Here is a 25,068-nt window from a genome sequence, read left to right as displayed (position 1 = left end):
ACCATTCTCATTTAGATTTCATCTCATTCCACAAGAGGTGACCATCATGTACGTCTGTTTGTGCCGCGGCATCACAGATACCCAGATCCGCAAAGCGGTGCAGTCAGGTAAAAGCGAATTCCGCCAGCTCAAGCAGTCGCTCGAGGTGGGCGCCCAATGTGGAAAATGCGTGCGCATGACCATGGAGATCATTGCCGCCGAGCTCGACAAGATGGAGCAGGAGCAACCCGTGCTCTACTACGAAGTGGCCTGATCCGGACACCTCTTTTCTGATGCGACCCGCCAACAGGGTCACCCCTTTTCTCAGGCGAGCTGGCTCGCCAGACCTCTTGTTGTCACTTTTCTGGACTAAGCTCTAACGATCGAAGCCTCAGGCACGAACCAAGGAGCACTGTCGATGAAAGGAGATCCCAAGATCATTGCCCACCTCAACAAGGTGCTGGCCAATGAGCTGATTGCCATCAACCAATACTTCCTGCACGCCCGCATCTACGATGACTGGGGCCTCAAGGCGCTCGGGCACAAGGAGTATCACGAGTCTATCGATGAGATGAAACACGCCGACGAGCTGGTCAAACGCGTGCTGTTTCTCGAAGGGCTGCCCAATTTGCAGGATCTGGGCAAGCTGCGTATCGGTGAAACGGTGGAAGAGATGCTGCGCTGCGACCTGTCGCTGGAGATGGATGCCATCCCCGACCTCAAGGTAGCCATCGCCTATGCCGAGTCGGTGCAGGACTACATCAGCCGCGACCTGTTCCAGGAGATCCTGGAGGATGAGGAGGAGCACGTGGACTGGCTGGAGACCCAGCTCGATCTTATCGATCGCATCGGGCTGGAGAACTACCAGCAGTCGCAACTGCACCACAGTTCATCCTGAATAGTTATGGCATGAAAAAACGGTTAAAAAACCCGCTAAGGCGGGTTTTTTAATGTCTGGCTGCATAGCTTTTCACACCACTTATCAGCATGAAAAATAAGCGTATTTTTGCTATTCAGATCGCAAAAACAGACGCTTGGCAGTTGCACTATTGGGGCCCCTCACAGGGACATACAATAACAACATGTGAAAGGACTAAATCATGCACTTCCTACCCAACAAGCTCGCGCTAGCCTGCGCCATTGCCCTGTCTCTTGCCGCCTGCAATGACAACAGCTCGAACGCACCTGCAGATCCCGCAGCCACCAAAGCATCCCTGATGCAAACCATGGATGAGGCCCTGCGCGAGAGCCAATCGCTCGACCCCTACGGTTTTGCCATCGATGCCACCAGCATCGCCAAGCGCAAAGCACTCGACAGTTCACTGCTCCAACGACTGAATGCTCTGGATCCCACGGTGCTAAGTGAGCGGGATCGGCTGTTCTACGACATGATCCGCTGGGACTTGCAGATCAATCTTGAAGGATACGATTTACCCCAATCCCAGATCCCGATCCATCACTTCCGCAACCGCGTGGTGGATCTGGCAGATGACGTCGGAGCAGCCCCTGCCAGCGGCAAAGCGGCTCGCACCGTCAGCGGTGACTTCGACTATTTCGAGCACAGCTCGGCCGACAGGGTCACGCCGGGTGATGGCGCATGGCGACGGGATCTCGACCGCACAGACACAGCTCCGGCACTTGCAATGGCAACTCGAGCAAAGACAACAATGACCCCGCTGGCCTGGTATCAGGAACACCTCACCTGGCTCAAGGCCTATGATGTCTATCTTGCCGAGGTGAAACACCAGTTCGAGCTGGCCAGTGTTCAAGGCAACACCTTGCCTGATGAGCTGGTAGACCGGCTGCTGGCCCAGCTCAACAGCAAGCTGGATGGGGAGGCGATCGCCGGCTCCAACCTCGGCTGGCAGCAGTTGCCGGGGGATGCCGATGCCACACTGCGAGCAGACTACAAAGCCGTGTTGGACAGCATCAACACCCGCTATCTGGCGCTGCGCGACTATCTGGATTACCAGCATGGCGGCGCCTATGCAGTGCGCTTGGGTAGTGGCGAGTGTGATGATGGCTTCTGCGGCATGACCAACGGGCGAGACTGGTATCGCTGGCTGCTGAAGAAGCACACCACCACCAATATGACACCCGAGCAGGTACATGAGCTGGGATTGAGCGAGGTAGAGCGGATCTTCGCTGCCATGGTCAAGGTATGCCATTCCGTCGGCAAGTGTGACAGCGACGACGTGAGCCAGAGCAAGCAGAGCGGCCAGATCTACGCCTTCTTCCGCTATCTGAACGAGCCGACCTTCTTCTATCAGAACCCGCTAGAGGTCTGGTCCGCCGGCCTCAACCCGGACAATGCAGCCAGGGCGACGTTGAGCGGGCCACAGCAGCAGGCGCTGGCCGAACACGAGCGGGCACTGCAGGAGTACAACGTCTTCAAGAGCAAAGCAGCACTGGTGCTGCCAGACTTCTTCGATGCCGAACGTACCATTCCCAAACTGGATTACGAGGTGGTGCCCGTCTCCTATGAAGATGCGCCATACGGCGGGGTAGCCTGGTATCAGGACGGCAACCCGCAGACCGGCCGCAAGGGGCAGTTCTTCCTCAACACATACTACCCCTATGGTCTGCAGAGCTGGAACATCAGCACCCTGCTGGCCCACGAGGCGGCGCCGGGTCACCACTTCCAGATCACCATCGCCCAGGAGCTAGCCGCCAAGGATCCCGACTTCCCGCAGTACGTGGCTAACGCCTCCTACACCTCCTATGCGGAGGGCTGGGCGCTCTACACCGAGTATCTGGCGGATCACGACATGGGGCTCTATCAGGGGCGCGGTCTCTACGATCCGGCGGTGGGAGACGTGAAGGTCGAGGGGTCTTCCGCCTTCAACAACCAGTTGCAATACTTTGGCCGCCTCAACGAGGAGATGCTCAGGGCGATGCGGCTAGTAGTGGATACCGGTATCCACTGGTATGGCTGGAGCCACGATCAGGCCGTCAACTACATGAAGGAGAACTCGGCATTGGGTGCTGGGGACATCAGCTCCGAGGTACCGCGATACATGGCCTACACTGGCCAGGCGACCTCCTACAAAGCGGGCCAGCTGGCGCTGATCCGGATGCGGGAGTCGGCCGAGCAGGCACTGGGCGGAGGCTTTGACCTCAAGGCGTTCCACCACCATGTGCTGGAATACGGCATGCTGCCCATCTCGGTGCTGGAGCAGAAGAACAAGCAGTGGATTGAACAGTCGAAGTGATCACAGTTACGGCGCCCAGCAAGGCAACGGGCGCCGCTTTCGATTAGGATACGGCTCTCTTCCAATAACAATGCTACGGACGATTTCCATGGAACAGATTGCACGCGAGATGGCGCCCCACAAACGGGTGGCACTGGTGGCTCACGACAACATGAAGACCCCTCTGCTGAACTGGGTGATGCGGCGCAAGGAGGAGCTCAAGCTGCACCATCTTTACGCCACCGGCACCACCGGTACCATGCTCGGCAAGAAGGCGCAACTGCCCATCACCTGCCTCTTCTCCGGCCCCATGGGGGGCGACCAGCAGCTCGGCGCCCTGATCGCCGAAGGGAAGATCGATGTGCTGATCTTCTTCTGGGATCCCCTCAATGCGGTGCCTCACGATCCGGATGTGAAGGCGCTGCTCCGCCTCGCGGCAGTCTGGAACATCCCGGTTGCCACCAACGAAGCGACCGCCGACTTCATCATGGACAGCCCCCATATGCGCCAGGCGTTCAGCGTGCAGATCCCGGATTACGCCGGTTATCTGAAGGCGCGCACCGAGTGATCGGCTAACCCGTCATGCAAGAGGGCCGCAACAAGCGGCCCTCTTTAATTGGGAAAATGAATCAGCCAGGGACACAAACCGGCGCCGGCTTATAGCGCGCGGGCGAGAATGCGTGCCACCCGATCCGGGTCGATATCCTGCTGCTCACCGAGCGCGGTGCGCCCCACCCGCTTGAGATTGGAGCAGACCGCCGGAATGCAACTTTCGCTGAGGCCATAGTCGGCCAGCCGGGTACCCAGCCCCATTTTCTGGAAGAACTGCTCGGTGCGGATGATTGCCTCCTCGATGCGCAGGGCCTTGTCCTCACGGGTCGAATGCCACACCCGTTCGGCAAACTGCGCCAGCTTGTCCTGCTTCTGACTCGCCCGCTCCCGCAGCAGGGCAGGCAGCACTACCGCCAGACTCTGGCCGTGGTCGAGCCCGTAGAGCGCCGTCAGCTGATGGCCGATGGCGTGAGAGGCCCAATCCTGCGGCACTCCGCAACCGATAAGGCCGTTGAGTGCCAGACTGGCCGCCCACATCAGATTGGCCCGCACCTGATAGTTGGTCGGCTCAGCCAGCGCCTTGGGGCCGTTCTCCACCAGCACCTGCAGCAGGCCTTCTGCCAGCCGATCTTGCACCTCGCCGCCGACCGGGAAGGTGAGGTACTGCTCGGCAATATGGACGAAGGCATCCACCACCCCGTTGCCGGTCTGGCGCGGCGGCAAACTGTAGGTGGTCGCCGGATCGAGCACCGCAAATTGCGGCTGCACCAGCGGGCTTCTGAAGGAGATCTTCACATCCCCCCGGCTCACCACCGAGGTGGGATTGCTCTCGGAGCCGGTGGCTGGCAGGGTCAGCACACAGCCCATCGGCAGCGCCTTATGCACACTCGCCTGTTTACCGCAGATATCCCAGGGATCATCCCCCTCGTAGCAGGCGGCCGCCGCAACAAACTTGGTGCCATCCACTACCGAGCCACCACCGACCGCCAGCAGGAAATCGATGCGCTCGCGCTTCACCTGCGCCACAGCCTCCATCAACAGCTCGAATCTGGGGTTGGCGCCGATGCCGGAAAACTCCTGCCACGTCACCCCCTCCAGCGCCCGGATCAACTGCTCATACACCCCGTTCTGCTTGATGCTGCCACCGCCGTAGAGCACCAGCAGCCGGCTGCCGGGCGGGATCAGTTCGGGCAGGCTGGCGATCTGCCCCTCGCCGAAACAGATGCGGGTCGGATTGGCATATTGGAAGTTGTACACGGCGGACTCCTCGACTGGCTCAATGCGCGGACATTGTGCGCCTGTGGGGAGGTGAGGTCAAAAGAGGTGGCAGAAGCTTGCCCATCGGCGGTCGACACTGGCCCATCGGTGCCGACCGGGTAGATCTCAGAACAGCGGCAGGATCAGGCAGTTTTGGCCTCATCTTTGGATGAGCTCTTCTTGCCGGTCAGGCGATCCATCGCCTCCTTGAGCATCGCCTCTCGCTGCTCGTTGAGCGGCTTGCTCTGCTCCGCACGCTCTTCCGGCGTCAGCTTCTTGTTATCGGCGATGGTCTTGAGCTTCTCTTCGATCTCGTTGAACTTCTTGCGATCGAAACCAAGCGCCTTGTCCACCAGCTGCTGCACCACGCCCCCCTTGTCGGAGCTCATATCCAGCGCCGGTGGCAACTTGTTGTTCTTGGCCAGATGTTCGTAGGTCAGCACCTGCTGGGCCTGGCCGGTCATGCGTTGGGTGGAGAGGCTGACCATCTCCTCCCAGCCACCGCCCTGACCGCCGCTACTGGCACTGTTGAGGGTAGCGAGGGCGCGGTTGTTGGATGCGCTCTGGGCAAGCTGCTGGCTGTAAGGTTTGATATCCATGGGGGCTCCAATTCGGTGCGCATCTGCGGCAATGGGCACAGGCTGATCCGGTCACATGGGGCGTCAGGCCCCACCATTATCAATTAAACCAGCAAGTTACAGGCCAACTTGTCAGATAGTGCGAGATCCAGAGAGATGGCGGATCTCACCACGTCCCCCACGCAAACAGGCGTCAGAATCATGACTCATCTGCTGCCGGTTCACGCTGTTTTGGCACATTTTGCCGTCCACGCGCCACGATGCCAGAGAAAAGTCATGAACATCTGTTTGATCACAAAATAAACAACCACTCGGAAATACAATTTTGGCGCACATCACAACCAGCCAGCCGTGTCATGGATGATCTGTTCGAAAAACCAATAACAGGCAGACCAATCTGTCGTGCTCACTCCGCTGCCAGTTCGGAGTTGCAGCCTCCCCACACCTCATCCCCTCGTCTGGCTCTCACTCACCGCAACCCTTCGGGTACACCTATGAAAAAACACACCTTGAGTCTTCTCTCCGCCACCCTGCTCACCCTGCTTGGCACCAGTGCCGACGCCTGTACCGGCCTTATTGTCGGCAAGGGAGCCAGCTTGGACGGCAGCGTAATGATTGCCAGAAACGAGGATTTTGGCGTCAACAACTGGAACAAGTACCTCGCCTTCCGGCCCGCGCAGCAGAACGAGGGCAAACTCTGGAAGCTGGGCAACGGGCTGGAAGTGCCTATGCCCAAAGCATTTTTTGCCTACTCCGCCATCCACGACTGGGATGCCACAACCAGCGATCCGGCAGGCAAATATTATGAAGAGCGCGGCATCAACGAGTTCAACGTCGCCATCTCGGCCACCACCAGTGCTGAGGTCAACGACAAGGCCCAAAAAGCCGATCCGCTGATCGAGAAGGGAGTGATTGAAGCCATCATCCCGACCCTGCTCCTGCCGCAGGCCAGGACGGCCAAAGAGGGGGTCGAGCTGCTCGGCCGCTATGTGGAGCAATATGGTGCCGGTGAGGGCAACAGCCTCTATCTGGCGGATGTGAACGAAGCCTGGCTGATGGAAATTGGCTCCGGCCACCACTGGATCGCGGTGCGGGTGCCGGACGACAGCTACGCCATGGTGGCCAACGGCCTGCGCATTCACGGCGTCAATCTCGACAGCGCCGATGTGCTGCACTCGCCCAAGCTGCTGGAGTTCGTGCGCGAGCACAAACTGCTGGATAACGCCGACCCGAACGATTTCAACTTCGCCAAGGCGTTCGGGGTCATCGCCGACCCCTACAACGTGGATCGGGAGTGGCTCGGCCAGAACATGCTGACTGCCTCCCACAAACAGGCGACCCGGCAGGCGCAATATCCACTGTTTATGAAGCCGGATGCCCCCATCGCCGTGCCGGACGTGGCCAGGGTGCTGAGCGCCACCTATGACGGCACGCCGCTCGCGGGCAAGGCGGAGCGGCCAATCCGCGTCGATCGCCAGCTGGAATCCCACGTCATCCAGCTGCGCAAGGAGATGCCCAAAGAGCTGCAGGAGCTCATCTGGCAGAGCTATGGCGTGCTGGCCGAATCTGTGATGGTGCCGCTCTACAACACCCTGGAAAACTATCCCCTGCCCTATCGCACCGGCAGCGACAGCTACTCCGATGATTCCGCCTACTGGCAGTTCCGCAGCCTGACCGCGCTGGCCAACACCGATCCGGACAAATACCAGCCGCTGCTGCGAAACGTCTGGAGTAAGGAGAGCAGCAAGCTCTACAAGGAGGTGGCGCTGCTCGACAAGAGCCTCAAGCAGGCCTACGCCAGCGACAAGGCCACCGCCATCGGGCTGGCCGCCGACTACTCCTATGGCCAATTGGAGAAGACCTATCAGATGGCCAAAGACCTGCGCTACAAGCTGATGACGGATCTGACCAAGAGCAGCGAGAAGGAGTATTCGCCGGAGGAGTTCAAGAAGATCATGAGCCTATGAACGGCTCGCCAATGCAAAGAGGCTCCCACGGGAGCCTCTTTGTTTCAACCAATGCAGCGATCAGCGACGGCTGATATTGAGCGGGCCGAAGGTCTGGGACACCGGCATGATCTCGATGCTGTTGATGTTGACGTGAGCCGGCTGCTGGCTCACCCAGAGCACGGTATTGGCGATGTCTTCCGGCTGGATAGCCTCCACCCCCTGATAGACGGAAGCCGCCTTGGCATCGTCACCGTGGAAGCGCACGTTGGAGAACTCGGTGCCGCCGCACAGGCCCGGTTCCACGTTGGTGACGCGGATGGCGGTGCCAGCCAGATCGGCGCGCAGGTTGAGGCTGAACTGCTTCACGAATGCCTTGGTGGCGCCGTAGACGTTGCCGCCCGGATAGGGGTAAGTGCCCGCGATGGAGCCGATATTGATGACGTGGCCGCGATTGCGCGCCACCATGCCCGGCAGCAGCAATCGGGTGAGCAGGGTCAGACCGCTGATGTTGGTGGCGATCATCTGCTCCCAATCTTCCAGATCCGCCTTGTGGGCCGGCTCCAGCCCCAGCGCCAGGCCGGCGTTGTTGACCAGCAGATCCACTTCACTCCACTCGGCTGGCAGAGCGGCGATGGCGGCGCGGGTAGCCGCCTTTTCCTGCACGTCGAATGCCAGCGGCAGAAACTGCTCGCCCAGCTCGTCGGCCAGCGCAGCCAGCCGTTCGGCACGGCGACCGGTACCGATCACCTTGTAGCCCGCCTGCACCAGCTGGCGGCTGATGGCTTTACCAAAACCGGACGAGGCGCCCGTTACCATTGCAATCATCTGAACCTCCATTATCTCAACCGATATTGTTATTTATGTTGTTGAAACCAATCTGATTTATTCATCGCTCAATTCACGTCCGGTCGCCTTGCGCCAGACAAATACCACCAGATGGAGCAGCAACAAGCCCGAGCCACCCAGCGCAAACAGCAGGCCGGTGAGGGCGTTAACCGAGGTATCGGCGCCGCACCACCACCAGACCAGCCAGCCACTCAGACCGATGACAAAGGTCTGGATGGCACAGACCGGGCAGCGCCCCAGCTTGGCTCTGATGGCGGTGGCAAGGCAGTTGTCGCAGCTCATCCTGCTCCTCGATTCTGCTCGTTCAACATGATCAGTTGGCCCGTGAAGACGGCTTGCGAGCCTGAGTGCGAGCCACTCTGCGCCGCTCACGCTCCTCGTCGCTCACCAGCGGCAGCACCAGCCGGTGCGCATGCTGGTCGCGGCCATAGTAGTCCGCCAGCCGCTGCTGGGGACGAAATCCCAATCCCTGATAGAGCGCCAGCGCCTCTTCGTTGGCATCCCCTACTTCGAGGCGAATCGCCCCCCAGCCAGCGGCCTTGCCCTCGCGGATCACCTGCTCCAGCAGGCGCCGCGCCCAGCCCAGACGACGCACCGTCCAGCGGATAGCCAGCGCCTGAATGACCAGCCGATCCCAGCCTCTGTGCTCCAGCAGGCAGAGATAGCCCATCAGCTGATGTTTCTCGTCCAGCAGTAACAGGGTGCGCCCCTTGGCGTGGGCCAGCAGATAGTGCCAGCGGCTGCGGCCAAAGGCGACTTCGGGGGGAAAACAGTAGCGTTCCAGATTAACGATGGCGCCCAGATCATCGGTTCGGGCCGCACGTACGGTCAACACGGGGAGTCCTTATTCGGTTATTTATCCTCAGCACCAAAAATGCGACTTGTATCACAAGTTACCAAGGCGTCATATTAGGCACTGTAACCTCTTGTTTCCCCTCGCGCCATTGTCGTGCTTGTCGGTGCATCGAAGCCCACTGGGGATCCTGCCTGTTCAGGCAGTCTGATCTGTGGAGCCGAAAATATGAGTACCTATGTCATCGTCGAAGAGCTGGGCGACTGGCCTTGCCATGCCGATTATCTGCTGACCGCCCGCACCTATCTGCAACATGGCGTGCCGACCACCGGCGGCCGACCCCGCATCATCAACCTCTGCCGCAATCTGGAGCACCTGAGCGCAGGCTACTACTGCTCGCTGCTGGCCCAGGCCCGCGGCCACCACTGCCTGCCGGGTCTGCAGGCCATCAGCCGACTGCAACCCCAGCAGCCACCGGCCAAGCTGTGGCGCAAGGCACAGGGGTGGCTGGCCCAGCAGAGCGAGGATCGGATTAGAGTGCGCGCCATCTTCGGCCAGTGTGAACAGAGCGAGCTGGCGGGACTGGCCCGCTACTACTATGGCCTGAGCCAGTTGCCGCTGCAGGAGCTGACCCTCAAGCGCGGTCGCCACGGCTGGTCGGTACGCCAGCAGCAGAGCCTGTCGCCGCTGGAGCTGAGCCAGAGCGAGAAAGAGTTGATGCTGCACCACGCTCAGGCACTGGTGGGCACCGGTGACGAGGAGCAGGCGGCGCCGCTCTATCAGCTCGCCATTCTGGTCGACCCCAACGACGGCCGTGCCAGCAGTGATGGGCTGGCGCTGGAGCGCTTTATCCGGGCTGCCGCCGCCCAGGGCATACGGGCCGAGATCCTGCCACCGTCAGCCATAGAGCGGCTGCCGGAGTTCGACACCCTCTGGCTGCGGGCCGAAACCGCGGTCGGCCACTACACCTTCGAATTTGCCCACCGTGCCGAGCAGCTCAAGATGCCGGTGATCGACAGCTCCCGCGCCATCCTCGCCTGCAGCAACAAGCTCTATCTCTACGAGCTGATGGTGCGCAGCGGCGTGCCCATGCCGCCCACCATGGTGGTCACCCGCCGCGGCCGCCACCATGTGGATGAGCTGGTACAGCGGCTCGGCCTGCCGCTGATGGTGAAGGTGCCCGACGGGGCACAGGGGCGCGATCTCGCCATGGCCAGCGACGAGCAGCAGCTGGCCCGCCTGCTGGACGAGGGGCTGGGCCGCTCCGCCCTGCTCTTGGTGCAGAGCCGGATCCCCGCCGAGTTCGACTGGCGCATCGGCTTTCTCGATGGCTCGCCGCTGTTCGCCTGCCGCCGCTACCGGCCCGAACCGGGCAACCGCATTCGCCGCCGCAAGCACCCCCTCGACATGAGCCGCATCGAGGCGCTTCCGCTTAACGAGGTGCCGGAGCGGGTGCTGCAGACCGCCCGCCGCGCAGTGCATCAGCTCGGCAATGGCCTCTACGGGCTCGATTTGCGCCAGCAAGGGCGTGACTGCGTGCTGCTGGAGATCGTCGACAACCCCTGGATCCGAGGCGATATCGAAGACAAGGAGGCGCAGGATCTCTACGAGCGACTGGCCCGCGCCTTCCGCCAGCGGCTGGAAAACCGGGGCCAGACCACCGCATAACCCGCCATGACTTTGTCGCTCACAATGACAGAGAGGGCCCCGCGATGGGGCCCTCTCTCATATCAAAGCGTGCTGTGGCTGACTTATTGCAGACGCAGGAAACGCCCGCTCAAGGGCGGTATCTCCACCGTCACACTGCTGCCGCCGATGGCCAGACTCTCCCCGCTTTGCAGATCCACCAGCGCGCTACCGCTGCGCAGTTTGCCCGCCGGCAGGTTGTAGCTGAGCGCCGTGGTGGAGAGGTTGAGCAGGTAGACTATCTGCTCCCCCGCCGTCTGCTTGATGTCACCATAGAGGCTGCCATCGGCCACCAGTTTGACTCGCGCTCCCTGATAGAGAGCGGGGTGGGCGGCCCGCATCGCCAGTAGCTGGGCGAGCCACTCTTTCAGCTCGGCCTGTTCGCTACTTGGCACAAAGCCGGTGACAGCGGGCACCTTGCCGTCGCTGCGGGCCACATGATCGTCGCACAAGCCCTGCGCTGCGCAGTCACCACCAACCTTGGCGGCAAAGCCCGGCACCTCGTCGCCAAACTCCTCGCCATAGTAGAAGGTGATGGGGCCGGAGCGAGCCGCCATAAAGCTGAAGGCCGCCTTGTGGCGCTGCCAGTACTCGGCCGACTTGAAGTTGCCGCGCTCCAGCAGATCGCCAAAACGCACCAGATCGTGGTTGCCCAGCATCAGATTCGGCATGGCGTGATTCGGGTAGTTCTCCACCTTGTTCCAGCTGGCGTCGAGCACGCTGGCCCCCTGCCCGCCCTTGCCGGACTCCTCCACCGCCAGCGCCTGCACGATGCCGTAGCGCAACGGGAAGTCAAAGGCCGAGGAGAGCGCCGGATTGTCGCTGCTGCCGTAAGCCTGGGCGCGAATATCGTCAGCCCCCTTCCACACCTCACCCACCATGTAGCCAAGGGTGCCCCACTGCTGACCGGCCGCCTTGCGCGCCGCGCTGGCCTGCTCCACCTCGCTGCGAATGGCGCGCCAATCATCCAGCCCAAGCTGATAGGCCTGATCGAGGCGCCAGCCGTCGATGCCGTACTGCTCTACCCAGTAGCGGGCTACCTCCTTGAAGTAGGCGAGGCTCTCCGGCTTGCTGTAATCCACCAGCTGGCCGGGATAACCCGCACCGCCGCTGGTGAGGGCTGGCAGACGCCCCTCTGGCGAGGGCTTGCTCACCCCCACCTTGTTGACGTGGCCAAACACCCCGTCGAGGAAGACATAGAGGCCACGCTGGTGCGCCCCGTCCACCAGCTGCTTGAGCTTGGCATTGCTGCCAAAGTTGGGGTCCACGGTGAAAAAGTCGCAGGCGAAGTAGCCGGTGGCATCGAGCTTGTTATCACCGCCTTGCCCCGCGCAGGAGTCGAACACCGGGGTGAGCCAGATGGCGTTGACGTTGAGATTCTTGATGTGGTCGAGGCTATCGATGATCCCCTGCAGATCGCCGTTGTGCTGGGAGGGGCCATAGCCGACGCCGTAGTTGGCGCTGCCGTCACCATCGGCAAACGACTCCACCATCACCTGATAGATGCGCAGGTTGCAGGCGGGTTGATCGTCGCCATAGCAGGCACGACTGGCCGTCGCGACCGGAGGGTGGGTGACCGGCGGATTGACTACGGGGGGAGAGCTCTCCCCGCCTGAACTACCGCTGCCGCCGCAAGCCGCAAGTAACAGGGCGGCCCCGAGCAGGCCGCCATAGCGTAACGTTCCCTGTTTCATTGTTATATTCCCGCTGTGAGAGCAGGCGTCTGATACGCCTGTTTTCCACCATGATAGCGAGGCTCACACAGCGGTGTCTGTGACTGAAAACGTTATCTGACTCAACTGGTTAGAGCACCCCTGCCGAGGAAAACCGGTAGTTGAACGAGAGCCAGTAGGAACGACCCGGCTCGGGGATACGGCCGCTCTGCTCGTAGCCCAGCCCTGCCTGACTGGCATGTACCGACTTGGAGAGGTGCTCGTAGTAGAAGGTGTCGAACAGGTTGTCTACCCCGGCCGAGAGTTGCAACCCTTTGGCAAACTGCCAGGCGCCGCTCAGGTTCATGGTGAAGAAGCCCGGAGTCTCACCCTGATCCTGACCCGCAACGGTACCGGACCAGAGATCTACCCGATCCTGCGCCGCCACCGCGCGCCCCAGCAGGGTAAAGCTCAGCGCCTCGTCCGGCTGCCAGCCCAACGCCAGCTTGCCATCAAGCGGCGGCATCTGGGCCAGCGGCTTGTTGTCGCTCTGGTTTTCGCCGTAGACCACCGCCAAACCACCATCGAGACGCCACTGCTCGGCAAACTGCCAGCGCCCCTCCAGCTCGCCACCCCGGGTCTGGGCATCGATATTGCGCACCTTGTTCGACTTGCTGTTGTAGAGCAGGTAGTCCTTGATATCGGCGCTAAAGAGGGAGAGGGTCAGGTCCAGCTCGCGACTGCGCAAAGCCAACCCCGCATCCCACTGGCGACTGCGCTCCGGGTTGAGGGTAAACGGGGTACTGTCCTTGCTGCGCTCCCAGTAGTCCGGCGCACGCTCTGCCTGCCCCCAGGCCAGATAGCTGGACCAGCGTGGCGACCACTGATATTCGTAGCGGCCAAACCCGCTGTTAAGACTCAGGGTATCGCTGTAGAGGGTCTGTTCACCAGCGCCATAGCGGGTGGTCTCTACCCTATCCTGACGGTAACCGCCCTTGTAGCTGTGAGCCCCCTGCTGACGACCCAGTTCGGCGAAGCCGCCCTGCTGCTCGAAACGCAGGGTGCGCTGGCGATCCTTGGTGGCATAGTCGACCCCACTCCGACTGCGGTGCTGATCCCGGTTGCTGTCGAGCCCGGCGGTCAGCAGCCAGTCTGCTGGCAAGGCGATGTCGTTGGCCCAGCGACCGCCGGTGTTGCGGCGATCCGGGTTGGAGAGCATCTTCATGCCGCTGTTTTGCCGCAGGCTGAAGTTGTCCATGATGTGGTCTATGTAGTTGTCCCACAGGGTCAGCTCGCTGCGCTGCCAGTGAGTTGTGATCTGCTCATGCTTGAGCTTCAGCCCGAAGGATTCGCGATCAAACATGGGGCCATCCATGGTGCGGTCCGCATAGGCGGCGCGGGCATTGCTGCGCTCGGCGGTGAGTTCCAGCCAGGTGTGCTCCCCCGGCGTCCAGCCCAGCTGGGCGGTGCCGTTCTCGCGGCGATAGAAAGAGCGCACCTTGTTACCGTGACCATCGCGGTAATCGTCGCTGTCGGAGTGGGTGAACTGACCGCGCAGATAGCCATCGGTCGAACCCGCCGTCATATCCACCATCTGGTCATCGCGGCCGAAGCTGCCAAAGAGGGCCGAGGCATCGGCCTTGAGGCCCGGTGCGGTGAACTCGGGTCTGTCCCGCTCGAACAGCACGGTTCCCGCCAGAGTGGCCCCCTGCTCCAGGGATTGCGGCCCCTTCAGCACCCGGATCCGGTCAAAGGATTGGGGGAACACATAGGCCGTGGGCGGGTCCATCCGGCCACCACACCCACCGGCCAGCATGCCGCCATCCATCTGCACGTTGAGACGGGACATCCCCATCCCCCGCAGCACAGGGTCGCCACCGAGCCCCCCTTTGCGCACCATGCTCATGCCGGTGACATTCTTCAGATAACCGGCGCCGTCGGCAGCGGGCATGGGGGAACCGGGCTTCTTGGGATCCAGCGTCACTTCAAGTGTGCTGGCGGGGCGGGTTGCCACCACCACCATGGGATCCAGCTGTTGCACCGATTCCTGACCGGCAGCGCCGTGACAGGCGAGTCCACCAACCAGCAGGGCAAGGGGTGTGCGCATATGACAAGCCATACATTTTCCTTATGTATTTGTTTGTTTTGTTATTTTCATTCAACCGACCAAACCTTTCAGTAAGGGAAAGGTTTGCCATCTGGCCGCAAAAAAGGCCTGCGGCGCGAAAGCGGCAAGCCTCTGTCAGATGAAGCGAAGGCAAGTTGGCAAAATGTTGCGCAGGTTTTACCCAAGTTGGCTCAGAAAGGCAAACGGGCAAACATTCCAGTAACAGGAATCTGGCGTTGGCTCACAAAAAATGGGGATTAGCTGAAGGCCTCCCGCTCATCGATGGGAGAGATGAGGTGATAGACCTCATGAGCGGATAGCGTGCAGCCAACAGGCCACTCCAGCTGGTGGTGACGGTTGATGAAGACCCGGGCGCAGTGACGCTCGCTCTCCAGCTTTGCAAACAGCGGCTGGGTTCGCCAGGGGGTCAGATCCAGCACCCCCGTGGTGCCATCCGATAACACCAGAAACAGGCGCCATCCCCGCACATACTCGACATCGATAAAGACCGGCATCCCTTCGGCTCCGATTGAGATAATTCGCGGCAATTATAAACACCAGCTCCCCATCCATACACGCTGTGGCTCACATTTTATCCAGCAGGTTATGCCGTGCTCATTAAGCGCGCGACATCACATTTTTAGATGATAAATGTGTTAATTCCGGCTTTTAACAAAATTGAATGCAACCTTAACCAGTTCGATCTGTCATAACCTCACAACAAGTAAAAAACGTCTGTGGACAGGCGCTTACAGTCTCATTCAGGAACAAAAATGACAGATCTAAAACAGCGACTCGGCCCGTTTTGGCCCTTCGCCATCTTCTGCGCGCTCGCGCTTTTCTCTCTCTCTTTCAGCCGAATCGCCCTCGGCCTCTGGCAACTGGAACGGGTGGATGCCGTGGCCGGTTGGCAGGAGATGCTGCTGCAAGGGATCCGGGTCGACTTTGCGACCCTCTGCTGGGTCTGGGGTGTCCCCGCCATGCTCACTCTGCTGCTGGCAGGCCCCCATGCCATCGGCCGGGGCTGGCTGCAACTGATGCGCGTCTGGCTGACCGTCGGACTCTGGCTGATGCTGTTCCTCGAGATCTCCACCCCCTCGTTTGTCACCGAGTATGGCGTGCGCCCCAACCGCCTCTATGTGGAGTACCTCATCTATCCGAAAGAGGTGTTCGCCATGCTGTGGGCGGGCCGCAAAGCCGAGCTGCTGCTGGCGGTACTCTTCAGTGGCGCCGTGCTGGCCGGTGGCTGGTGGCTGAGCGGCCGTCTGGTGCGTGGCCTCAGCTTCCCCCGCTGGTATCTGCGTCCGGCCTTCGCCCTGCTCATTCTGGCCATAGGTTTTCTCGGTGCCCGCTCCAGTCTCGGCCACCGCGCCCTGAACCCGGCCATGGTCGCCTTTGCCGAGGATCCGCTGGTCAACTCGCTCACCGTCAACTCCGCCTACTCCCTCTTCTTTGCCATGAAGCAGATGGGCGCCGAGGAGGATGCCGGCCAGTTTTACGGCGAGATGACCGAGCAGAAGGTGCTCGAGGTCATGCGCAAGGAGAGTGGCCGTCCGGCCAGTGATTTCAACTCCGAGCTGCTGCCCAGCCAGACCTTCAACCAGGCGAGCTTCCAGGGTAAACCGAAGAATCTGGTGATCCTGCTGCAGGAGAGTCTGGGTGCCCAGTTTGTCGGCTCCCTCGGTGGCCTGCCGCTCACCCCCAACATCGATGCCCTGTCGCAGCAGGGCTGGGCCTTCGAGCAGCTCTACGCCACCGGCACCCGCTCGGTGCGTGGTATCGAGGCGGTACTGACCGGCTTCACGCCAACCCCGGCACAGTCGGTGGTCAAACTCGGCAAGAGCCAGACCAACTTCTTCACCATCGCGGATCTGCTTAAGCAGCGGGGTTACGACACCAGCTTTATTTATGGCGGCGAGAGTCACTTCGACAACATGCGCAGCTTCTTCCTCGGCAACGGCTTCACCACCATCGTCGAGCAGAAGGATTTCGACAATCCGGTGTTCAAGGGCTCATGGGGGGCTTCCGACGAGGATCTGATGGCCAAGGCCGACGAGACCTTCAAGGCGCTTCACAAAGAGGGCAAACCCTTCTTCAGTCTGGTATTCAGCTCCAGCAATCACGATCCGTTCGAATTCCCGGACAACCGCATCGAACTGTTCGAGCAGCCCAAGCAGACCCGCAACAACGCGGCCAAGTATGCGGATTACGCCATCGGCGAGTTCTTCAAGAGGGCGAAACAGTCCGAATACTGGAAGGACACCCTGTTCCTGGTCATCGCCGATCACGACAGCCGGGTCGGTGGCGCCAGTCTGGTGCCCATTCCCCGCTTCCATATCCCCGGCGTCATTGTAGGTGACGGCATTGCACCGAGGAAGGATCCGCGCATCGTCAGCCAGATCGACATGGCGCCGACCCTGCTCTCCCTGATGGGGATCAGTGCCGACTACCCCATGCTCGGCAAGGATCTGACCCGCATGCCCGCCGACTGGCCGGGACGCGCCATCATGCAGTACGACAAGAACTTCGCCCTGATGCGCGGCAAGGATGTGGTGATCCTGCAACCGGAACGGGCGGCAGAGGGCTATGTCTACGACAATGCCAGCGAGAAGCTGACCCTGGCGGCGCAGCCGGACGCCTTGAAGGAGGATGCCCTTGGTCTTGCCCTGTGGGGCAGCATGGCCTATCAGAAGAGTCTCTATCAGACGGCCAAGGATGAACGCACCGCCGCCAATTGAGCCAACTGTGCTGATTCAGCTGATAGCAGAATGGAAAAAACCGCCAGCTGGCGGTTTTTTCCATCTATCCATACCGTCGGCCCACAGGCCGTTATGGCTGGGGAAAGCAGGGCAGGGAGCGGCTGAACTTGTGCTCGAATACCAGCGAGGTTTCGAGGTGCACCACCTCCTCGCGGGAGGTGAAGTGATCGAAGACGAAGTTGCGCAGGTGCTCGGTATCGGAGACACAGAGGTGCACCAGAAAATCATCCTTGCCCCCCATGTGGAACAGACTGATCACTTCGGGCAACGCCAGAATGGCATCGCGGAAGGCATCGATGATCTGGCGGCTGTGACGGGCCAGCTGCAGGGAGACCATGGCCTGAATGTGGCCACCGAGGGCCTGATAATCCACTTCGCAGTGCGCTCCCTTGAGCACGCCATCCTGCTGCAACTTGCGCACCCGCTCCAGACAGGTGGAGGGGGCAACGCCCACCAGCGCGGCCAGATCCTTGTTGGTCATGCCCGCATCCCGAAACAGATGGGCCAGGATATCCAAATCCAGTTGATCCAGGTTTCTCATCTTAACTCCTTGAACCGCTCAATTTTTTAGACTCTGCCCGTAAACCGGTGCAAACACAACGGCCATTGACATCCCCCCTGCCCCGCCTATCCTTGGCGCCATTCACCAGTCGCAGCCCTGCGGCCACCACGCGAGGATCCGCCATGCACCCGTATCACCCCTTCTGGAGCCTTGAGGTTCCCCGTGTCGACGGTCAGCTGCTGCTGACCCCCTGCCCCGGCACCCAGCAGGTGCCGCTGACCCTGGCGCTCGATCAACTGCGGTTGGCCGGTGCCCACGGAGTGGTGACCCTGATGACGCGCGCCGAGTTGATCCGACTCGAACTGGCGCAGCTCGGCCAGCAGGTCGAACACGAAGGGATGCGCTGGTTCCATCTGCCCATCGAGGATGACCTGGCCCCCGATGCCGCCTTCGAGGCAGCCTGGCAACAGGCGCTGCCGCAACTGCGCGAGCTGCTGGGGGATGGCAAACATCTGGTCATCCACTGCAAAGGGGGCAGCGGTCGTACCGGTCTGGTCGCCGCCGCGCTGCTGATGACCCTCGGCCAGCCACAGCAAGAGGCGATGGCCGCCATCAAGGCCCACAGACCCAAGGCGTTTACCCTGGCCTGCCACCGCCAGTGGCTCGACCAGCGGGCCGAGCGGCTGGCGCAGGGCGACTGACTACTTGCCTCCCTGGTCGTAGGTAAAGACCTTGCCGATATCTTCCACCCGATAGCTGGTGAGCTGATAAACGTAGTAGTTGAGCCAGTTGGCAAACAGCAGATGACCGTGGCTGCGCCAGCTGGCGCGCGGCGTCTTGCCCGGATCGTTATTCGGGTAGTAGTTGACCGGAATGGCCGGGTCGAGCCCCGCCGCCAGATCCCGCTGATACTCCCCGTCCAGCGTCAGGGCATCGTACTCCGGGTGCCCGGTGACAAACACCTGACGACAATCCTTGGTCGCCGCCAGATAGACCCCCGCCTCTTCTGACTCGGCAAAAATCTGCAAGTCGGTCTGGGCACGGATCAGATCGCCATCAAACGCCGCGTAACGGGAGTGGGGCGCCACAAACTCGTCATCGAAACCGCGCAGCAGCGGCTCGTGCTCATCGAGGCGATGGTGGCGATAAACCCCGGAGAGCTTCTCGCCGTGAGTCTGCTTCTCCATACCATACAAGGCTTTCAGCGCCGCCTGCACCGCCCAGCAGAGGAACAGGGTGGAGGTGACATGCTGATGGGACCACTCGATGATCTCGACGATACGCGGCCAATAGACCACCTCCTCGAACTCCACCAGCCCGAGCGGCGCGCCGGTAATGATCATGCCGTCGTAGTTGTTGCCACGCACCTGCTCGAAGTCGTGATAGAAGTTCTCCAGATGGGCCTGCGGCGTGTTCTTTGACTCCCTGTCATCAATGCGCAGCAGATCCACATCCACCTGCAGCGGCGAGTTGGAGAGCATCCGCATCAGCTGGATCTCGGTCTCAATCTTCTTGGGCATCAAATTGAGGATCAGTACCCGCAGCGGGCGGATGTTCTGGGTGACGGCCCGGGATTCCGTCATCACGAAGATGTTCTCCTGCCCCAACACTTCGGCTGCGGGCAACTGATCCGGGATCTTGATCGGCATGCTTACTCCCTGTACTGCATCGGTAAATATGTCTGGACATCCAGAAGCCTATAATAAAGCTCCCACCCTGTCATCAGATACCTTTTGTATTCACTCTCGCCTTTGACTAGCATACGGCTCAGTATCTCCCCTGCATCCAAGATAATGACCGGTATCAAGATTTCCGTAGATCGACTGCAAGTCGGCAACTATGTCTCCCTGCCACTGGGGTGGCGCGAACACCCGTTCCTGTTTTCCAGCTTCAAGATCAAGAATGAAGAGGAGATCGAGCTGATCCGCCGACTCGGTCTGAAACTGGTCACCATCATTCCCGACAAGAGCGACGTTCCGCCCAAGCCCCTCAATCAGGTACAGCCTCAACCACAAGAGAGCGCAGACGCCGCCCAGCGCCAGGCTCAGATGCAGCAGGAGAAGGACCGCCGCATCGAGCAGTTGCAGCAGTATCGTCGCAACCTGCAGCAGTGCGAGAAACAGTTTCAGCAGTCGCTGGCCCAGGTGCGCAGCGTGATGAGCAAGCTCCAGTCCCGCCCCCTCAATGCCATCGGCGAGGCGCAGGAGCTGGTCAACGCCATGACAGAACAGCTGCTCTCGGTGGACGAGATGGTGCTCCATCTGGTCTCCGACAGCGAGGATGGCAACAACCTCTACTTCCACTCCCTCAACGTCAGCGTACTCAGCATGCTGCTGGCCAAGGAGTGCAACATGTCGGCCGACCAGATCCGCCATATCGGTATGGGGGCGCTGTTCCACGATATCGGCAAACTGAAGATCCCGAGCCAGATCCTGCGCAAGACCGAGCCGCTCACCAGGCCGGAGCAAAACCTGATGGCCCAGCACCCGCGCTACGGGCTGGATCTGCTCAATCTGGCCAAGGATTTCCCGTCGGAAGCGAAGGGGATAGTGCTGCACCACCACGAATATCTCGATGGCAGCGGGCCGGAAGGGCTCAAGGGCGGCCAGCTCGATCAGCTCACCCAGATGGTGTCGCTGATCAACGAGTACGATAACCTCTGCCACATGCAGGCCAAGGTGCCCTACTCGGCCCTGAGCGGCCTCTACAAGCAGCGCAAGGCGCAGTTCAATCCGGAGTACCTCAGCATGCTGATCCGGTTGATGGGGATCTACCCCCCCGGCAGCGTGGTGCAACTCTCCAACGGTCAGGTTGGGCTGGTGATGTCGGTCAACGCTTCCCGCCTGCTCTACCCCTCGGTGCTGGTGTACGATCCGCGCATTCCCCGTCAGGAAGCCGCCATCATCGACCTGCAGCAAGCCGAACTGTCGATCGCCAAGGTGATCCACCCCAAACGGCTGCCGCCCGCCGTGTTCGAGTACCTCAATCCGCGTACCCGGATCAGCTACTACTTCGAGCACAACAAAGCCTGATTGTGTTGGCCCGAGGCCAACCATTGCCACCCGTTTAATCCAAGGAGCCTGCCATGCGTATCGAGATCATCAGTACCGGAGACGAAATAGTGACGGGTCTGGTGGTGGATACCAACGCGGCCTGGCTCAGCGCTCTGCTGCTGGAACAGGGGTGGCAGGTGCGCCGTCGCCTGACGGTGGGTGACAACCTCGCCGACCTGAAAACGGTGCTGCAAGAGAGTGCCAGCCGCGCCGAGGTGGTGCTGGTGTGTGGCGGACTCGGGCCCACTGCCGACGACCTGACCGCTCAGGCTGCCGCCGAGGCCTTTGACCAGCCACTCACCCTCTTCCCCGACTGGCTCGCTACCATCGAAGCGCGCTACGCCAGCCGTGGCCGCCCCATGGCACAAAGCAATGCCAAACAGGCCTGGTTGCCACAGGGGTGCGAGATCCTCGACAACCCGGTCGGCACCGCCTGCGGCTTTGTGGTGCGAAGTGGCCAGAGCCAGCTCTTCTTCACCCCGGGCGTGCCGTTCGAGTTCAAGCAGATGGTGCGCGAGCAAATTCTGCCGCGCCTCAAACAGCTGGCCGGGGCACAGATCGATACCGAGCTGCGTCGCTTTTACACCTTCGGCGTCTCGGAGTCGGCCCTCAGCGATATGCTGGATGGCGCCCCCTGGCCGATGGGTATCGAGCTGGGTTACCGATCCTCCATGCCCCTTATTGAGCTGAAACTGATCGGCCACGGCGCCAGTGCCGCTGATATGGAGAGTGCCGAGCGCCGACTGCTGGATACGGTCCGCCCCTGGCTGGCTGGCTGCGGAGATACGGAACCGGCGCAGCAGATCCTCGCGCTGCTGCAAGGCAGGCCGCTGTCTCTGCTGGAGGGAGAGAGTGGCGGTGCGCTGCTGGCGCTTTGTCACGGCCATTCCCGGCTGGAGGCCAACTTCAGTACACAACTGGCCGATGAGCTGGCGCAGCTACCGACGACCGATGCGGGCCTGCAACTGACCATAGGGCGAGAGGGGCCAGAGGGAGTGCCACTGCTGCTCAGCGCCGATGGCATGCACATCGGTCAGACAGTCAAGGTCAGCCACCCCGACCCGGAGAGCCGCCGCAAGATCCTCGCCTTTGCCGCCCTCGACATGCTGCGCCGCCACCTGTTGGACGAGCCGGTACTCGGCAAGTACCTCACGCTGGACAGAACGACACAACGCGGCGGTTAACCACAATCCCTCACCCGGCCCGTGCAGGCCATGCCGCTGGCTGATATATCCGGTCACTCTCCGGCATCCCTCTTGGCGTCATCACCGAACAGAACGCCATTTATACGACCACGATTTATCCGTCTCTTGTCACCGATCCGACCTCAATTCATTGACCATTCAGAAGAAATATCTGAATACTGCCCACTCTCAGGGTTGGCGACTCGCTTTATTCATCACAGAGAGATTAAATGACAGTAGAGGGGAAAACCGAGCGCCCCTCTCCCCACCAGGCAAGGAGATGCGGTGTTAAGCAAAGAGTGGCTGCTGCTATCAAGCGATATGGAACTGGTCTGCCTGCGGATTGCCGCCGGTCTAACCAAACCTGTCACGGAACAGGATGTGCAGGCTCTGCTGCTCGCTTCCAACTGTCGCCGCTATCAGCCGCTGCCCGAGGGGATCAAACAGGCCATCAGCCTGCTCAATACCCTGCTCACCAACCCTGCCGCCCCCGTCCCCGCCAACCCCATCCCCATCGGCAAGCGTCAGGATGCCCGACTCGCCGTAATAGTGGAGAAGGATCGCATGAGCGCCATCGCCCAGATCACTGCCGACTGGGGGGGCAAGTATGTGACGCTGGAACAGCTGAAAGAGGCGATCGCCATCAGCGAAATCAAACAGGGGGTGAGTGAGCAACTGCTCACCGCTGCCATCCAGTCGGCCAAGGAGGCCGCCCCCGGCAGCCAGCTCAAGCTGGTAATTGCCAACGGCCAGCCTGCCGTCAATGGTCAGGACACTCGCTATGAGCGGCTGGTGGAAACCCCGGCAGAACGGATCCTCAAACCGCAGGAGCTCGGGCATGGCAAGGTCGACCTGCGGGATCTCGGCTCCATCGTCACCGTCAAGGCCGGTGCTCCGCTGATGCGCCGTCATCCGGCCACCGTCGGGGCGCCCGGTTTTACCGTGACCGGTCAGGATCTGCCCGCCAAGGATGGCAAAGACAGCCCGATGAGCGCTGGCGAGGGCACCTTTATCTCCCCCGACGATCCCGACCTGCTGATTGCCGGTCGGGCGGGCCTGCCCTGTCAGGAGAAAGCGGGCATGAAGGTGGACGAAGTGCTCAGCGTCAAACAGGTGGATGCCCGCCACGGCCACATTGATTTTGAAGGGGGATTAATCGTCAGCGGCGACGTCAACCCGGGTATGAAGATCAGGGTCAGCGGTGACATCGTGATTGGCGGCTTTATCGAAGGGGGCTGGATCGAGGCGGGGGGCAGCATCACGGTACGCCACGGCATCATTGGCCGCCGCAACGAGCAGGGGGAGTACCTTTGCCAACTCAATGCGCAGGGGGAGATCCACGCCAGCTACGCCCAGTATGCCCAGCTGGAAGCGGGGGGGGATATCCAGATCCAGAGCCAGCTCAGCCACTGCTACTCCCGCAGCGGACAAGACATCAAGGTGGGCGATAGCAACATGCGCAAAGGCACTCTGCTGGGGGGCACCAGCATTGCCAATCGCCTGATCATTGCCCCCAGCCTGGGGGCCGAGGCAGCCAACCATACCCGGCTGCAGATCCTTGGCGGCTACTTCACCCACAAGGAGCAGGAACACCAGCTCAAGCTGCGCCAGCAGGCGTGTCAGGCCCAGCTGGAGAAAATCAAGGAGCTGGTCATGAAGTTGCTGCAACTGCCCAGTGACAAGCGCAATCCGGATACCCTGCGCAAGCTCAAACCGATCCGGGACCATCAGCTGGCCGAACTGGCCCAGCTCGATGAGCAGCTCACCGCCAACCAGGAGGAGCTGCGAAACTTGATGGCTCAGATGGAGGTCATTGCCACCCAGCACCTCTACTCCGGCATCGAGGTCGAGATGGCCAGCTTCAAACGCAAGGTTACCATTACCCGAGGCCCTACCCGCCTGACTATTCACGACGAGCAGCTGGAGATGACCCCTTACGAGGGGCACAGCTAGGTGAACCATCCGCATCGACCGTGATCCCGCCGTCGATTTTCGCTACACTCGCCACTTCCTTGGCCCCACCGGGTGGGCCAGCCAGACTCAGGTAGTGAGAGATGTACAAGCTGATCGCATTGGATATGGATGGCACCCTGCTCAACCCGCAGGGCCAGATTACTCCCCGCACCCACGCCGCCATCAGCGCCGCGCGCGCCAAAGGGGTAACCGTTGTGCTGGCCTCCGGCCGCCCGCTGGAAGGGATGAGCCGCTATCTGGAAGAGCTCGGCCTCACCACAGAGCATGACTACGTCATCTGCTACAACGGCGCCCTGGTGCAACAGGTGGCCGATCAGCGCATCATCCGCAGCCAGCTGCTGACCGGCAGTGACGCCAGCGCCGTCGCCAAACTGGCTGACGAGCTGGAGGTGAACGTCCACGGTTTCTCGGTGACCCAGGGCCTCATCAGTCCCCGTGTCAGTACCTACACCGAGCACGAATCCCGCCTGATCGGCATGCCGATCAATCTGATCGACTTCGCCACCCTGCCTGCCGACGAGCAGATCATGAAGGTGATGATGATCGACGAGCCGCCCCAGCTCTCCCGCGCCATCGAGCGACTGCCTGCAGAGCTCTATGAGCGCTATACCGTGGTACAGAGCGCCCCCTTCTTCCTCGAGTTCATGAACAAGCAGAGCAACAAGGGAACCGGCGTGGCCGCACTGGCCGAGCACCTTGGCCTGACCGCCGATCAGGTGATCTGCGTCGGGGATGCGGGCAACGATCGCCACATGATCGAATACGCAGGCCTCGGGGTTGCGATGGGCAATGCCACCGACGAGATCAAGGCTCTCGCCCAGCACACCACTGCCCGCAACGATGAAGATGGCGTAGCTCAGGTGATCGAACAGTTCGTACTGAACGCCTGACCGCAATCGAGCGCCGCTGCGTCCGATAAGGAAATAAAAGGCTATGTCCCAATTACGTGTTGCATGGGGCGCCCCAGGGCCTCATACAAACACACTTTGATATTTACGCCTTTTCC

At 61.1% G+C, this 25,068-nt stretch carries 22 protein-coding genes; 12 read left to right on the top strand and 10 right to left on the bottom strand.

Going from position 1 to position 25,068, the window contains the following annotated elements; genetic code table 11:
* The first annotated feature begins 46 nt into the window (after positions 1-46).
* From G5182_RS05695 to G5182_RS05680, 4 genes are all read left to right on the top strand, one after another.
* Positions 47-253: a bacterioferritin-associated ferredoxin gene (locus G5182_RS05695; protein ID WP_005335965.1), complete on the top strand. Its 207-nt coding sequence runs from the start codon at positions 47-49 to the stop codon at positions 251-253.
* 144 nt (positions 254-397) lie between these two features.
* Positions 398-877 (top strand): bacterioferritin, encoded by a 480-nt coding sequence (gene bfr / locus G5182_RS05690; protein WP_042053647.1) that lies wholly within the window; start codon positions 398-400, stop codon positions 875-877.
* 202 nt (positions 878-1,079) lie between these two features.
* Positions 1,080-3,191, top strand: coding sequence for a DUF885 domain-containing protein (locus tag G5182_RS05685; RefSeq protein WP_227341873.1), 2,112 nt, complete (start codon positions 1,080-1,082; stop codon positions 3,189-3,191).
* A gap of 88 nt (positions 3,192-3,279) precedes the next feature.
* Positions 3,280-3,738 carry a methylglyoxal synthase gene (locus G5182_RS05680; protein ID WP_005363178.1) on the top strand — a complete coding sequence of 153 codons (459 nt, stop codon included), beginning with the start codon at positions 3,280-3,282 and terminating at the stop codon, positions 3,736-3,738.
* An 89-nt stretch (positions 3,739-3,827) separates the two neighbouring features.
* Here the strand turns inward: G5182_RS05680 and G5182_RS05675 are convergent, their stop codons facing one another.
* On the bottom strand, positions 3,828-4,979 hold the full coding sequence (locus G5182_RS05675; RefSeq protein WP_216952813.1) for an iron-containing alcohol dehydrogenase: 1,152 nt from the start codon (positions 4,977-4,979) through the stop codon (positions 3,828-3,830).
* A 143-nt stretch (positions 4,980-5,122) separates the two neighbouring features.
* A complete protein-coding gene (locus tag G5182_RS05670) occupies positions 5,123-5,578 on the bottom strand; it encodes a hypothetical protein (protein ID WP_019446593.1) in 456 nt (151 codons plus the stop codon).
* A 473-nt stretch (positions 5,579-6,051) separates the two neighbouring features.
* Between G5182_RS05670 and G5182_RS05665 the strand changes: the two genes are divergently transcribed.
* A complete protein-coding gene (locus tag G5182_RS05665) occupies positions 6,052-7,524 on the top strand; it encodes a C69 family dipeptidase (protein ID WP_421254250.1) in 1,473 nt (490 codons plus the stop codon).
* A gap of 60 nt (positions 7,525-7,584) precedes the next feature.
* Here the strand turns inward: G5182_RS05665 and G5182_RS05660 are convergent, their stop codons facing one another.
* From G5182_RS05660 to G5182_RS05650, 3 genes are read right to left on the bottom strand one after another with little or no spacing between them, the layout of a single operon-like run.
* The gene (locus G5182_RS05660; protein WP_227341872.1) at positions 7,585-8,331 is read right to left on the bottom strand and encodes an SDR family oxidoreductase; all 747 of its coding nucleotides are present in this window, start codon (positions 8,329-8,331) and stop codon (positions 7,585-7,587) included.
* A gap of 57 nt (positions 8,332-8,388) precedes the next feature.
* On the bottom strand, positions 8,389-8,634 hold the full coding sequence (locus tag G5182_RS05655) for a DUF3624 family protein (protein ID WP_040067114.1): 246 nt from the start codon (positions 8,632-8,634) through the stop codon (positions 8,389-8,391).
* Positions 8,635-8,665: 31 nt separating this feature from the next.
* Positions 8,666-9,187, bottom strand: coding sequence for a GNAT family N-acetyltransferase (locus tag G5182_RS05650; protein ID WP_124928444.1), 522 nt, complete (start codon positions 9,185-9,187; stop codon positions 8,666-8,668).
* 186 nt (positions 9,188-9,373) lie between these two features.
* On the opposite strand from G5182_RS05650, the gene G5182_RS05645 reads away from it, so the two are divergent.
* The gene (locus G5182_RS05645; RefSeq protein ID WP_100644970.1) at positions 9,374-10,813 is read left to right on the top strand and encodes a RimK family protein; all 1,440 of its coding nucleotides are present in this window, start codon (positions 9,374-9,376) and stop codon (positions 10,811-10,813) included.
* Positions 10,814-10,896: 83 nt separating this feature from the next.
* On the opposite strand, the gene G5182_RS05640 is transcribed toward G5182_RS05645, so the two are convergent.
* From G5182_RS05640 to G5182_RS05630, 3 genes are all read right to left on the bottom strand, one after another.
* Positions 10,897-12,525: an alpha-amylase family glycosyl hydrolase gene (locus G5182_RS05640; RefSeq protein WP_421254249.1), complete on the bottom strand. Its 1,629-nt coding sequence runs from the start codon at positions 12,523-12,525 to the stop codon at positions 10,897-10,899.
* Between the two features lie 109 nt (positions 12,526-12,634).
* A complete protein-coding gene (locus tag G5182_RS05635) occupies positions 12,635-14,602 on the bottom strand; it encodes a TonB-dependent copper receptor (protein WP_421254248.1) in 1,968 nt (655 codons plus the stop codon).
* 245 nt (positions 14,603-14,847) lie between these two features.
* The gene (locus G5182_RS05630; protein WP_005335997.1) at positions 14,848-15,105 is read right to left on the bottom strand and encodes a DUF2442 domain-containing protein; all 258 of its coding nucleotides are present in this window, start codon (positions 15,103-15,105) and stop codon (positions 14,848-14,850) included.
* A 258-nt stretch (positions 15,106-15,363) separates the two neighbouring features.
* On the opposite strand from G5182_RS05630, the gene G5182_RS05625 reads away from it, so the two are divergent.
* Positions 15,364-17,328, top strand: coding sequence for an LTA synthase family protein (locus G5182_RS05625; protein WP_421254247.1), 1,965 nt, complete (start codon positions 15,364-15,366; stop codon positions 17,326-17,328).
* Between the two features lie 91 nt (positions 17,329-17,419).
* Here the strand turns inward: G5182_RS05625 and G5182_RS05620 are convergent, their stop codons facing one another.
* Positions 17,420-17,890: an Lrp/AsnC family transcriptional regulator gene (locus tag G5182_RS05620; protein ID WP_005336001.1), complete on the bottom strand. Its 471-nt coding sequence runs from the start codon at positions 17,888-17,890 to the stop codon at positions 17,420-17,422.
* A gap of 143 nt (positions 17,891-18,033) precedes the next feature.
* Between G5182_RS05620 and G5182_RS05615 the strand changes: the two genes are divergently transcribed.
* Positions 18,034-18,552: a cyclin-dependent kinase inhibitor 3 family protein gene (locus G5182_RS05615; protein ID WP_421249513.1), complete on the top strand. Its 519-nt coding sequence runs from the start codon at positions 18,034-18,036 to the stop codon at positions 18,550-18,552.
* On the opposite strand, the gene metA is transcribed toward G5182_RS05615, so the two are convergent.
* Positions 18,553-19,500, bottom strand: a complete 948-nt coding sequence (gene metA, locus G5182_RS05610; RefSeq protein WP_019446225.1) for a homoserine O-acetyltransferase MetA — start codon at positions 19,498-19,500, stop codon at positions 18,553-18,555.
* Between the two features lie 144 nt (positions 19,501-19,644).
* Between metA and G5182_RS05605 the strand changes: the two genes are divergently transcribed.
* The 4 genes from G5182_RS05605 to yidA all read left to right on the top strand — a co-directional run bounded on the left by G5182_RS05605 (position 19,645) and on the right by yidA (position 24,952).
* Positions 19,645-20,883 (top strand): HD-GYP domain-containing protein, encoded by a 1,239-nt coding sequence (locus G5182_RS05605; protein ID WP_201937853.1) that lies wholly within the window; start codon positions 19,645-19,647, stop codon positions 20,881-20,883.
* A gap of 53 nt (positions 20,884-20,936) precedes the next feature.
* Positions 20,937-22,088: a competence/damage-inducible protein A gene (locus G5182_RS05600; protein WP_421254246.1), complete on the top strand. Its 1,152-nt coding sequence runs from the start codon at positions 20,937-20,939 to the stop codon at positions 22,086-22,088.
* Between the two features lie 285 nt (positions 22,089-22,373).
* Entirely contained in the window at positions 22,374-24,041 is a 1,668-nt protein-coding gene (locus tag G5182_RS05595; protein WP_321537285.1) for a FapA family protein, read from the top strand.
* A gap of 101 nt (positions 24,042-24,142) precedes the next feature.
* A complete protein-coding gene (gene yidA, locus G5182_RS05590) occupies positions 24,143-24,952 on the top strand; it encodes a sugar-phosphatase (protein ID WP_005363212.1) in 810 nt (269 codons plus the stop codon).
* Positions 24,953-25,068: the final 116 nt, after the last annotated feature.

Origin of the sequence: Aeromonas sp. 600948 (assembly GCF_049174875.1) — a bacterium.
In the GTDB taxonomy this organism is placed as follows: domain Bacteria; phylum Pseudomonadota; class Gammaproteobacteria; order Enterobacterales; family Aeromonadaceae; genus Aeromonas; species Aeromonas veronii_A.
The sequence above is the reverse complement of the archived record's forward strand: the minus strand, read 5'-3'. Positions and strand labels throughout refer to the sequence as shown.